Origin of the sequence: Sorangium sp. So ce394 (assembly GCF_051474665.1) — a bacterium.
Lineage (GTDB): Bacteria > Myxococcota_A > Polyangia > Polyangiales > Polyangiaceae > Sorangium > Sorangium cellulosum_D.
Map to the genome: position 1 here is coordinate 6,735,812 of NZ_CP150339.1, position 13,538 is coordinate 6,749,349.

Consider the following 13,538-nt stretch of genomic DNA (forward strand, 5'->3'; position numbering starts at 1 on the left):
GAGATCGCCGGACGCGGACTCCCCGCGTCTCGACAACGCGCCTCAATGCGACGGCGGCCCGCTCTCAGGCCCGCTCTCCGCGCCGAGCGACCTGGCCCTCGACCTCCGGAGCGCCCGCCCCTCCAGCGCGTCGGCGAGCGCTGGCCTCACCGCCGCCGCGAGGTGCTGCTGGATCGCGCGGGCGACGTGCGCGACGTGGGGCGGCTCCATCATCGTGAAATGGTTGCCGGGCACCACCTGGAGGGCGAACGCCGCCCGCGACAGCTCCATCCAGGCGTTGGCGGCCACCGCGTCCTCCGGGCTGACCTGCTCCCGCGCGCGCAGGAACAAGACGCTGGCGTCCGTCGGCTGCGGCTCGTAGCTCGCGAGCGCCTGCCACGTGCTCGCGACCTCGGCGCGGAGCCGCGCGTCGTCCTCCATGGCCGCCACGAAGCCGCGGTATCGCCGCGACGCGACCGCCTCGAGCTTCGCCATCTCGTGGGCGAGGCCGCTCGCCGGTGAGCGCTCGCGCGCGCGCGGGTCGAAGCCCGTGTCCAGGAGCAGCAGCAAAGGCACCTTGCGCCCTCGCGCGAGCAGCTGCTGCGCCACCTCGTACGCGACGACGCCGCCGGCCGAATGCCCCCCCAGGAGAACCGGCCCCTCGGGCCGGACGCGCAGGATCTCGTCCACGCACCGGGCCGCGATCGCAGGGATCGACGCGGAGCCCGGCTCGCCCGGCGCGGCGCCGGTGGGCTGAATCCCGTGGACGGGCAGCTCGCCGCTCAGGCGCTGCACCAGGGGGCGATAGGCGTGCACCGTGCCGCCGAGCGGCGGGAGCAGGAACAGCGGCGCCGCGTCCGGCGCCCCCGCCTGCAGCGTGATGAGGAGCTGCCCGGGCCCGCGCCCGTCGGGGAGGAGCGCGGCGCTCCCGCTCCGCTGCGTCAGCGCCGCGCTCACGGGCGCGGGCGAGTCCGGAGGCAGCGCCTCCGCCAGCCGCGCGCTCGCCGGCGAGCCCGAGCGAGGGCCGGACGACTCCGGCGGACTCCAGATCTTCGGCGACACGGACCGCACCGTGGCCGGGCCCACGGTGCAGGTGGTGTCGAGCGCGTGGGGGACGCGCTCGAACGGGTACGTGGGAAGCGGCACGCGCCGCCGGCGCTCGTCCCGGGAGAACGCGGCCCAGTCGACGTCGACGCCGCCGCACCAGAGCCGGCCCACCGCGCCGAGCAACACCTCGAGATCGCCGTCGCCGTCGCCCGGGCCCGCAAGGGTGGTCGCGACCGGTCGCCCGGCGCCCGGGTGGCGCGCCGCCAGGGCGGCCAGCGAGACGCCGGGCCCGACCTCGACGAGGGCGCGATCGGCCGAGGCGAGCAGCGCGGCGATGCGATTGTCCGCGCGCGCCGAGCCCGCGAGGATGCGGGCCCAGGTCGACGGATCGTCGACGTCGGCCTCGGTCACCCAGTCGCCGGCGAGGCTCCCGACGAGGGGGATGCTCGGCGCCCGCCTCGCCATCGACGCGGCCCGCCGGGCGATGCGCGCGAGGAGCGGCCCCGCGGCCTCCTCTTCGGCGCGCCCGAGCAGCGCGGCCAGCGCGACCGCATCTTCGAGCGAGAGCACGCCGGCGACGTACGCGGCGACGACCTCGCCCACGCCGTGGCCGAACAGCGCCGCGGGGCGGATCCCCCACGACATCAGGAGCTGCGCCAGGGCGACCTCGGTCGAGAAGAGCGCGGCCGCGCGGAGGCGCGGCGCGCCGAGCTCGCCGTCGCCGGGGGCGCGCCCCGGCGCCTCGGGGAAGAGCCAGCCGCGGAGGTCGACCGACAGCTCGCGACGGAAGAGGTCGGCGCACCGGTCGATGCCCTCGCGGTAGGCGCGCTCGTGCAGGTAGAGCTCGCGCCCCATGCCGACGCGCTCCGCGCCCGCGCCGGGGAACAGGAAGACGACCTCCGGCGGGCGCCTGCCGGCGACCTCCGTGACGACCCGGTCCGGGTCGCGCCGGCCGAGGGAGGCCGCCGCCGAGGCCGGATCCGCGCACACCACCGCGCGGCGGTGCGCGAACGGCGCCCGGCCCCGCTGCAGGGTGAAGGCGACGTCGGCGAGCGAGCCCTCCGGCGCGCGCCGCAGGTGCTCGGCCAGGCGATCGGTGCTCCTCTCGAGGGCGGCGGGCGTCTTCGCCGAGACGACGAGCAGCTGACGGCGCCGCGACGGGCCGGACGGCGCCGGCGCCGGGGCCTCCTCGAGCACGGCGTGCACGTTCGTGCCGCCGATGCCGAAGGCGCTCACCCCGGCGCGGCGCGGGGCTCCGCCGCGCTTCCAGGCGAGCGGCGCGGCGTTGACGAAGAACGGGCTGCGCGCGAGGTCGATCTCGGGGCTGGGGCGGCGGAAATGGAGCGTCGGGGGGATGAGCTCGTGCTCCAGCGCCAGCGCCGCCTTGATGAGGCCGGTGACCCCGGCGGCCGCGCGGAGGTGGCCGAGGTTGCTCTTCACCGAGCCGAGCGCGCAGAACCCGACCCGGTCGGTCGCCTTCCGGAACGCGCGCGACAGCGCGGCCACCTCGATCGAGTCGCCGAGCCGCGTGCCCGCGCCGTGCGCCTCCACGTACGCGATGCTCTCCGGGCTCACCCCGGCAGCGGCGTGGGCCCGGGCGAGCGTCTCGAGCTGCCCCTCCAGGCTGGGCGCCGTGTACCCCACCTTGAGCGCGCCGTCGTTGGTGACGGCGGAGCCGCGGATCACGGCGTGGATCGTGTCGCCGTCGTCGAGGGCGTCCTTCAGCCGCTTGAGGACGACGAGGGCGACGCCGTTGCTGGCCACGATGCCGCTCGCCTCGGCGTCGAAGGGCCGGCAATGGCCGTCGGGCGAGGTGACCGCGCCCTCCTCGTGGAGATAGCCGATCCGCTTCGGCGAGAGGACGCCGACGCCTCCCGCGAGCACCATGTCGCTCTCCCCGGTGAGGAGGCTCTGGCAGCCGAGGTGCACCGCGACGAGCGACGTCGAGCACGCCGTCATGACGCTGACCGCGGGCCCCCGGAGCCCCAGCTTGTAGGCCACGCGCGTGGTCAGCGAGTCGGTCACGTTCCCGGTGTAGATCCGGGCGTGCTCCGAGTTCGGCGCGGCCGGCGGCGGCCCGACGCGCTCGATCCAGTAGCTCGGGGCGTCGCTCCCGGCGAACACGCCGATCGGCTTCGGGGTCGCGAGCGGGTTGTACCCGGCGCTCTCCATCGCTTCCCAGGCGCACTCGAGGAACACCCGCTGCTGCGGGTCCATGAGCGCGGCCTCCCTCGGGCTGTACCCGAAGAACGCCGCGTCGAAGCACATCACATCATCGAGCAGGCCGGCCGCCGGGATGAACCCGGGTGTTCGAACCAGCTCCGAGTCGACGCCGAGCGCCCGCAGCTCCTCGGACGAATAGAAGGAGATCCCCTCGATCCCGTCCTTGAGCATCGACCACAGCGCGCCGACGCTGCGCGCCTTCGGGAAGCGCCCCGCCATTCCGATGATGGCGATGGCGTTCTCGGGCAGCGCCCCCCGCGCCGGGGCCTCGACCGCGGGCGCCGCGGCGCCGGGCGCGCGCCTCCCGACGGCGCCGTCGCCCGGGGCCGCCGTCCGAGGGCCCCGCTTCAGGTGGACGGCGAGGCTGCGGATCGTCGGGAACTGGAACAGGTCCATGATCGGCACGTCCTCGCCGAGCCGCGCCCGGATGCCGGCGCGGACCCGGGCGAGGAGCAGCGAGTGGCCGCCGAGATCGAAGAACGCATCGTCGAGGCCGACCTCGTCGAGGCCGAGCACCTCGCGCCAGATCTCGCCGAGGACCACCTCGATGTTCGAGGCGGGCGCCGGCGCCTCCGCCCGCGGCGCGGGCTTCGCCCGGTCGTCGGCCGGGAGGGCCGCCATGTCGACCTTCCCGTTGGCGGTGAGCGGCAGCGCGTCGAGCTTCACGAACGCGGCCGGAACCATGTAGTCGGGGAGCTTCGCCGCGGCGAGCTCGCGCAGGCCTCGGGGCATCGCGCGCGTCTTCGGCCGCCGGAGCGGGCTGTTCGCGAGCGACCGCGCCGGCAAGGCCGCCCCGGGCCGCGACTGCATCCAGGCCCGCGGCCGCGGCGCGCCCTCGGCGGGCTCGAAGAGCGCGTCCATGCACCCCGGGCCCGCGGTGCTCGACCCGGTGATCCGGACCGAACGGCCGAGGCGCGCGGCGAGCGCCCACAGCGCCTCCGGATCGACCGCGGCCGCCGCGACCCCGGCGGCGCCGGCCGGCTCGTCGCCGCCCGCCTCCCGCAGCCGGCGCGCCGCGATCACGTCGGCGTGCACGCGCGCGTTCGGGATCCCCAGGACCTCGAGCCCGAGGGAGCCCGCCTCGCGCAGCGCCCGCTCGACGCCGGCGAGGCCCTCCGCGGCAGCCCAGTCCAGCGATCGGCCGACCGCGGCCGGCTCGGGCGCCGCGCCGACGTGCAGGACAACGTCGTAGCGGAAGCGCGTCATCTCGTCGGCGCCGGGGCCTCGCTTGAGCCAGGTCTCGACGTGCTCCACGCCCGGGATCTCGTCGCGCAGCGCGTGAAAGAGCTCGGGCGCGAGGACGAGCTCTTCCTCGCCGGCGACCGCCCGCTCCACCCGGGCCCGCAGCTCGGCCGCGGTGGCGCCCGTGGGCGCGCGGTGGAGCTGCACCGAGGTGTGAAACGCCTCCAGCAGCGGCAGGCTCCGGATGTCGCCGAGGAACACGACGCCGCCGGGCGCCGTCGCGCGCACGGCGCCCTCGATCACCGAACGCAGGTACTCGGCGCTGGGGAAGTACTGGACGATCGAGTTCAAGATCACCACGTCGAAGCTGCCCGGCTCGATGCCGCGGAGGTCGTTCGCCTCCCGGCGCTGCAGCGACACGTGCGAGAGCGTGCCGCGCGCGAGCTCGGGGCGGAGGAGCGCGATCGCCTTCTCCGAGAAATCCGTGCCGAGGTAGGCGGCGCACTGCGGGGCCAGTTGCAACAGCAGGAGCCCCGTCCCACAGCCGATCTCCCACGCCCGCCGCGGCTGGAACGAGAGGATCCGCTCGACCGTGTGGTCCCGCCACGCGCGCATCGCGCCGGCGTCGATGGGCTCTCCGGTATAGCTGCTGTTCCAGCCCGTGATGTTGAAGGCCGGATCCACGCCGGCGCCGCCCTGCCCGTAGGTGCCGTCGTACAGCGCCTGCCACGCCGAGACGTGCTCCGCCTGGAGCGCCGGGGCCTGCTCCGCGGCGCCGCCGTCGTCGAAGCGCGGGATGACGTACGCGACGAGCCGCTTGTTGCCCGTCGGCTCTTCGCGCGCCACCACGACGGCCTCTTCCACGGCGGGGTGCTCGCGCAGCACGGCCTCGATCTCCCCGAGCTCGATGCGATAGCCTCGGATCTTCACCTGGTTGTCGACCCGCCCCAGGAACTCGATGTTCCCGTCGGGGAGCCACCTGGCGCGGTCGCCGGTGCGGTACATGCGCGCGCCCGGCTCGTCCGAGAACCGATCGGGGAGGAACCGCGCCGCGTCGAGCTCGGGCCGGTTCAGGTACCCGCGGGCGATGCCGGCGCCCCCGAGGTACAGCTCGCCGGGGACGCCCACCGGGACGAGCTCCCCGCGCGGATCGAGGAGGTAGACCCGCATGTTGTCGATCGGGCGGCCGATCGAGGGGTCGGCCGCCGCGGTCCCGCCGTCCGGCCGCGCCCTCGGCACGACGCACGAGGTGGCGACGACGGTCCCCTCGGTCGGACCGTAGTTGTTCACGACCTCGAAGGGGAGCCGCGCGTCGGGCCAGACGCGGAGCTTGTCTCCTCCCGTGAGCAGGTACCGGAGCGCGGCGGAAGCAGGCCAGTCGAGGCGCAGGAGCTCCTCCGCCATCGGCGTCGGCAAGAAGGAGACGGTGATCCCGCGCGCGAGGAGCCACGCCTTGAGCTCGTCCGGGGAGCGGCGGAGCGGCTCCCCGGGGATGAACAGGCACGCTCCCGAGCACAGGTAAGGCCAGAGCTCCCAGACCGACGCGTCGAAGCCCGGGCTCGCGACGAGGGTCGCGCGATCCTCGCGGGAGACGGCGAAGCGCCGCACGTGCCACGCCACCAGGTTCATGAGGCTCCGGTGCTCCACGAGCACGCCCTTCGGGCGGCCGGTCGAGCCCGAGGTGTAGATGGCATACGCCAGGTCCCGGGGGCCCGCGCACGCCGGCGGGCGCGAGCCGTCCCGCGCCGCCAGCGCCGGCGCGTCGGCGTCGAGGCGGATCACCGCGCCCGCGAACGGCGGGAGGCGATCGGCGAGGTGCGCCTGCGTGAGGAGCACCGGCGCCCCGGAGTCCGCGAGGATGAACGAGAGCCGCTCGCCCGCGGTCGCGGCGTCCACGGGGAGGTACGCCGCGCCCGCCTTGAGGGCCCCGAGGACCCCGACCACCAGCTCCGGCGAGCGCTCGGCGCAGATCGCGACCAGGGTGTCGGGCGCGACGCCCAGCTCGAGCAGGCGGCGCGCGAGCTGGTTCGCCCGGCGATCGAGCTCTCCGTACGTGAGCGAACCGACCTCGGACACCACCGCGGGGGCGTGCGGCGCGCGGGCGACCTGCTCCTCGAACAGCGCCAGGACGCTTCGATCACGCGGGAAATCGGCGCCGGTGTCGTTCCACGCGACGAGCAGCCGGCGCCGCTCGCGCTCCGGGAGCAGCGGCATCGTCGCGACGGACCGCGCGGGATCCGAGGTCGCGGCGGCGAGCAGCGTGAAGAGGTGCGTGAGCGTCCGCTCCATGGTCGACCGCTCGAACAGATCGGTGCTGTACTCCAGCATCCCGGCGACGCCGCCGGCGCTCTCCCAGGCATAGAGCGAGACATCGAAGATCGTCTTCTTCGTGTCCGTGTCGACGGCGCGCGCCTCGACCCCGGCGAGGTGCAGCTCGCGCTCCGCGGGCGGCTGGGGCGCGAACACGATCTGCACGAGCGGGCTGTAGCTCGGGTCGCGCTCCGGCTGGAGCTCCTGGACGAGCCGCTCGAACGGGAGCCTGTCGTGCGCATACGCGTCCAGGCACACCGCCCTCACCCGGCGGAGCAGCTGCTCGAACGACGGCGCGCCGGAGACGTCGATCCGGATGGGCACCACGTTGACGAAGAAGCCGATCGCCGCCTCGAGCTCGGCGAGATCGCGGCCCGCGCTCGGCAGCCCGACGAGGAGGTCGTCGCGCTGCGTGACGCGGTGGAGCAGGACGGCGAACGCGGCCAAAAGGACCATATTGACGGTCACGCCCTCTCGCGCGCCGAGGTCGCGGATGGCCCTCGCGACCTCCGGGTCGAGCTGGAACGGGATCGTCGCGCCGCGGAACGTCTGGACCGGCGGCCGGACGCGATCGCTCGGCAGCTCGAGCAGGGGCGGCGCGCCGACGAGCCGCTGCTTCCAGCCGGCGACCAGCTCCGACAGGCTCTCTTCCGTCAGCTGCTCTCGCTGCCACGCGGCGAAATCGGCGTACTGGAGCGGCGCCTCCGGCAGCGGAGCGGGAGCGTCCCGGCAGAAGGCGTCGTAGAGCGCCGCGAGCTCGCGGTAGGCCACCTCGAGCGACCAGCCATCGACCGCGATGTGGTGGATGTGCAGCCAGAGGACGTGATCCCGCGGCCCGAGCCGCAGCAGCCCCGCCCGGAAGACGGGCCCGCGCTTCAGATCGAAGATCCGCTGGGCCTCCGCGTCGAGGAGCCGCGCCGCCTGGGCCTCGCGCTCCCCCTCGGAGAGGTGCTGGAGGTCCGCGACCTCGAGCCGGAACGCGGCGTCCTCGGCGACGATCTGGACGGGCAGGCCGTCGATCTCGGTATAGACCGTGCGCAGGATCTCGTGGCGGCGGAGGAGCTCACGGAGGCTCCGGTCGAGCGCCGGGGCGTGGAGCTCCCCGGTGAGGCGGAAGGGACAAAGGCAGTTGTAGGCCCTGCTCTCCGGCGCGAGCCGGTGGAGGAACCACATGCGCTCCTGGGCGAACGAGAGGGGGACTGGCCCCGTCCGGGCGCCCCTTGGAATGGCACGCTCCGCCCGGGGGGCCGCGCGGCCGCCCCCCTTCGCCAGCGCGGCGAGACCGGCGACGGTCGGGTGCGCGAAGAGCTCCTGAAAGCCGATGTCGAGCCCGAAGGCGCCGCGGAGGCGCGAGAACAGCTGCACGGCGTGCAGCGAGCTGCCGCCCAGCTCGAAGAAGCTGTCGTCGACGCCCACGCGCTCGACGCGCAGGAGCTCCTTCCAGAGGCCGGCGAGCGCCTCCTCCAGCTCGGAGCGCGGCGCCACGAAGGCGGTCCCGAGCCCCGTCCGGGCGCCGCCGGGCGCAGGGAGCGCCCTGCGGTCGACCTTGCCGTTCGGCGAGGTGGGGAGCGCGTCGAGCGACACGAAGGCGGACGGGACCATGTAGCTCGGCAAATGGCGCTGCGCGAGGGCGCGCAGCGCGGGGACGAGCGCCTGCTCGCCCTCGGCGGAGGCGCCCTCGACCGGGCGCGGGACGACATACGCCACGAGTCGCCGGTCGCCCGGCGCGTCCTCGCGCGCCACGACCGCGACCTCGCGCACGCCGGGGTGCTGGCCCAGCGCCGCCGCGATCTCGCCGAGCTCGATGCGGTGGCCGTGGATCTTCACCTGATCGTCGATCCGGCCGAGGAACTCGATCTCGCCCGACGGGAGGTACCGCGCGAGATCGCCTGTCCGGTACAGCCGCGCGCCCGGCCCGGGCCGGAAGGGGTCCTCGACGAACCGCTCCCGCGTGAGCTCGGGGCGGTTCAGGTAGCCGCGGGCCACGCCGGGGCCGCCGATGTAGATCTCGCCGGCGACGCCGACGGGGACCGGCGCGCGGCGGCGATCGAGCAGCAGCACCTGGACGTCGCGGCACGCGCGGCCGATCGAGCTCGACCACGGCCGCTCTAGGTCCGGGATGCCCATCGGGCGGCGGGTGGCGAACACGGTCGTCTCGGTGGGCCCATAGATGTTGAGGATCGCGGGCCGCTCGTCCCCGCGGCGGTCCCACCACGGCTTGAGCGCGGCCACGTCGAGCGCCTCGCCGCCGCAGATCACGAGGCGCAGCCGGAGGCGGTCGCGGAGCGACGGATCGGCCGCGGCGTCGGCGTGGATGAGCTGGCGGAGCGCCGAGGGCGTCTGGCAGACGACGGTCACCCCCTCGTCGCCGAGGAGCCTGTGGAACGCGTCCGGCGTGCGGCTCGTGAGGAACGGCACCACGACCAGCCGCCCGCCGTGGCAGAGCGCGCCCCAGATCTCCAGGACGGAGAAATCGAACGCATAGGAATGGAATAGGGTCCAGACGTCGCGCTCGCCATAACCGACCTCGCCGGCGGTATGGTCGAAGAGGCGAACGACGTTGGCGTGGGTGACCATCACCCCCTTGGGCTTCCCGGTCGAGCCCGAGGTATAGATGATGTACGCGAGGTTCTCCGGGCCCTCGCCCGGCGCGGGCGCCACCTCGCCCTCGGGCTGACGCTCGATCACGGCCCGATCCGCGTCGAGGCACACGACGCTGGCGCTCCCGCTCCTCAGCCGGGAGGCGAAGCGCTCCTCGGTGAGGATCACGGGGACGCGGGTATCCTCCAGCAAGAAGGCGAGCCGCTCCTCGGGATACGACGGGTCGAGCGGTACATAGGCGGCGCCGGACTTGAGGACGCCGAGCAGCGCGACGATCATCTCGAGCGAGCGTTCCAGGCAAACGCCGATCGGGACGTCGGGCCCCGCGCCGCTCGCCCGGAGCAGGTGGGCGATCTGGTTGCTCCGCCGATCCAGCTCGGCATAGGTGAGGCGGCGCCCCTCGAAGGCCACCGCCACGGCGGACGGGGCGCGCCGGGCGTGCGCCTCGACCCGCTCGTGCAGCCGATCGCGCGGCGGATCGAACACCCCGCCGCCGTTCCACCCGAACAGCAGCGTGCGCCGCTCCTCCTCGGTCAGGATCGGCAGCGCCGAGACGGGCTGCGCGGGGTCGCTCGCGGCGCCGCCCAGCAGCGCCGCCCAGTGCCCGAGCAGCCGCTCCACCGTCGCGCGCTCGAAGAGATCGCGGTTATAATCGATGCGCGCGATCTCGCTCGCGTCGGCCTCCTCGACGCGGACGGCGAGCTCGAACGCCACCTCGGTCGCCTCGAGCGCCGCCGGCGTCAGCGTGAGGAGAGCGCCTCTCCTCGGCGCGAGCGCGCCGCGCGCGCTGGAGAAGGTGGCCTGGACGAGCGGGGGGCGGCTCGGATCGCGCGGCAGCGCCAGCCGCTCGACCAGGGATGCGAAGGGGAGATCGCCGTTCTCCTTCGCCTCCTCCAGGGATCGGCGCACCTGTCGCAGGAGCGCTCGAAAGCTCGGATCCGCGCCCAGCCTGCCCCGCACGACCACGAGGTTGCCGAACGGACCGATGAGGCCCTGGGTCTCCTCGTCTCGCCGGGATAGCGCCACGCCGATGAGGACGTCGTCCTGCCCTGTATACCGGTGCAGGACGGCGTGCATTCCCGCGAGCAGGACCGCGGACAGCGGCGCGCCTTCCTCCCGCGCCAGGGCGCGCAGCGCGCGCGCGAGCTCCGGATCGAGCGCGCGCGCCACCGAGCCTCCGGCGAAGGTCCGCGCCGCGGGCCGCGGCCGATCCGTCCGGATCTCCAGCGCTTCCGGCGCCCCCGCGAGCTCGCGGCGGACGTGCGCGAGCTGCGCGTCGAGCAGCGCCGCGGTCCTGTGCTCCCGCTGTCGCCGCGCGTAGCCCTGATACCCTACCGGCGGCGCCGGCCGCTCGATTCCGTGGTAGCCGTCGAACAGCTCCGAGAAGAACAGCGCTGCGCTCGGCTCACCGTCCGAGAGGATCGAGTGCATGGAGAGCGCGAGGAGGTGGCGCTGCGCATGGACGCGGATGAGGCTCACGCGCCAGAGGGGACCGCGCTCCAGATCGAGCGGCAGCGAGGTCTCCCGGCGAGCCACCGCGAGCGCCGACGCATCCGAGGCCGGCTGCCCCTCGGCGCCGAGATCCACCTCGCGAAAGGCGATCTCCGCCCGCGGCGAGACGACCTGCACCGGCTGTCCATCGCGCTCTGCGAAGGACGTCCTCAGGATCGCCTGGCGCGCCGCGAGCCCCTCGATGGCGCGGACCAGCCTGGGCACGTCCAGCGCGCCGTCCAGCCACGCCGCGCCCCGTTCCACCGGGCCCGGCGCGGCGCCGCGGCCCCGGTCGAGCCGCAAGGCGCATTCTTGCTCCAGAGAGAGCGGCATAGTACCCAATTCGTTCATCGCGGATGACCTCCCTGTTGCTGGTAGGGGTCGGTAGCATCGGCGCGCGTGAACCTGCCTACGCCGCGTCGAGACGCTCGACGCATACGCACCTTCACGCACACCGTGCTTGTTGATCTGTCGTACGCTCGTCAGGCATCACGGTCGCTGGTCAGCTTCTGGCCAGAAGAAGCCGCCGCCAAGCGGACCTCAAGCTCATGAGCCGCGCTGTCGGCCGCGTCGCGACGTGGCGCGAAGCGGACGCTGCGCAGTATGCAGTAGGGACACCGCGATGCCAGTTTGTATTTGAACCATCGCGGCCGCCGGCGAGCGGACGGCGCGTATCCGCGCTCGCGATCACGGCCTCGACTCATGCTCTTGTGGGCGGATACACCAAGCCAGCTGCCGGCGCGCCCTGCCTTGGTCCCCTTCCCCACCTTCCGGGTCGATTCCAGCGCATCACGTCCGAACCGTGCTCGCGCGGCGGCATCGGGTCGTATTCGGGACGGCGCGCGCGCGGGACGGTGGGGAGCATCCGCGGCGGCGGCGCGCCGAGCGGCCGGGAAGTCCGGGCTCGGATGAAATCGACGAGCTCGAATTTCCAGGTTCATGGCCGGGTCGAGCGGAACAGTTTTCTGCATACCGTTCCGCTCGCGCAAAAATACGTAATGGCACGATCGCGTCGTTATGACCGGCGGGCGCCGCGGCGATCCCCCGGCCTCCGGTGCGGGCCATGAGCCCACCGGCGTGCACGGCGCCGGAGCATGGCTCGATCGCGTGCGCCCGAGCCGCTGAGTCTGGTCGCACGCCACCGGAACCCGACGGGACCAACCTGGACGCGCCGCGGTGATCACCGGTCCTCCAGCGGATTACGATGACACCGCATCTTGACAGCCGAGTCGGCCGCGGACTAGCCTCTCGCGTCCATGGCTCGCTCCAGCTCGGCGCTGGCGGTGGGGATCCTTGGGGGCGAGACGGGAGGGTAAGCGACCATGTCGAACAGCAGCGCACCGAGCGGCACAGCAGCGGCCGAGCTCGACGTGTTCCAGCATCGCACGGTCGAGCTGGAGCGGCTGCTGCACGCCGCTTCCGCGCGTGAGATCGAGCGAGAGAGGGAGATCGGGGCGCTCCGGGAGCAGGTGGAGCTGCTCGACATCGCGCACGACGCCATCCTCGTCCGGCGCCTCGACGGTGTGATCACGTACTGGAACAGGGGAGCAGAGCGGATGTACGACATCCGCCGCGAGGACGCCGTGGGGCGCGCCTCCCATGAGCTCCTGCGCACCGCCTTCCCCTCGCCGCTCCCCGCGATCGAGCGCTCGTTGCTGGAGGCGGGCCGCTGGGAGGGAGACCTCAAGCACACGACGCCTCGCGGGGTCGTCATCGTCTCGAGCAGGTGGGTGCTCCGGCGGGGCCCGAGCGGCGCGCCCGAGACGGTGTTCGAGATCAACAACGACATCACCGCGCGCAAGGCGGCCGAGGAGGAGCGCGACCGGCAGACTGCCCTGCTCGAGCGGCAAGCGCGGCTGCTCGATCTCGCGCACGACGCGATCCTCCTGCGGGCGCTCGACGGCACGATCGCCTACTGGAACCAAGGGGCAGAGCGGATGTACGGCTACGCCGCCGCCGAGGCGATCGGGGCGCGATCCCATGAGCTCCTGGGCACGCGCTTCCCCGCGGCGCTCCCCGCGATCGAAAGGGCGCTGCGTACGGAGGGCCACTGGCATGGGGAGCTCGAGCACACCCGGCGCGACGGCGGGACCATCATGGTCGAGAGCCGGTGGGTCGCGCAGGCCGACCCGGGGGAGGCAGAGGCGCTGATCATGGAGATCAACACCGACATCACGGCGCGCAAGGAGGCGGAGCGGATGCGCTCGGAGCAGCAGCAGGAGCTCATCCGCCTGCAGGCCACGGCGATCGCCGAGCTGTCGACGCCGCTCATCCCGATCACCGACCACGTGGTGGTGATGCCGCTCATCGGCGTGCTCGACACGATGCGCGCGCAGCAGGCGATGGACACCCTGCTGCAGGGGCTCTCGTCCTCGGGCGCGACGGTCGCGATCGTCGACATCACGGGTGTAAAAGTCGTCGACACGAAGGTGGCCGACGCGCTCATCCGCGTGGCGCAGGGGGCGCGTCTGCTCGGCGCCGAGGTGGTGCTCACCGGGATCCGCGCGGATGTCGCGCAGACCATGGTCGGCCTCGGCGTCGATCTGCGGAACATCGTCACGCGGGGCACGCTCCAGGGCGGGATCGCCTATGCGCTCTCCCGGCCGGGCGCGCGGGGGACGCTGGCCTGACGGAGCGGGGCGCGGAAGCTCCACGCGCCGCGCGCCCTCCGGCGGCGTGACGGGCCGGCCCGTCGCGCCGCCTGC

2 protein-coding genes are annotated in these 13,538 nt (G+C 73.9%); one reads left to right on the forward strand and one right to left on the reverse strand.

All coding sequences use genetic code 11. The features are described 5' to 3' along the window. Positions 1-42: 42 nt before the first annotated feature. Complete coding sequence (locus WMF33_RS24705) at positions 43-11,184, reverse strand: amino acid adenylation domain-containing protein (protein ID WP_437339420.1); 11,142 nt, start codon at positions 11,182-11,184, stop codon at positions 43-45. A 971-nt stretch (positions 11,185-12,155) separates the two neighbouring features. Between WMF33_RS24705 and WMF33_RS24710 the strand changes: the two genes are divergently transcribed. Beyond that, complete coding sequence (locus tag WMF33_RS24710) at positions 12,156-13,463, forward strand: PAS domain S-box protein (protein ID WP_437339421.1); 1,308 nt, start codon at positions 12,156-12,158, stop codon at positions 13,461-13,463. Positions 13,464-13,538: the final 75 nt, after the last annotated feature.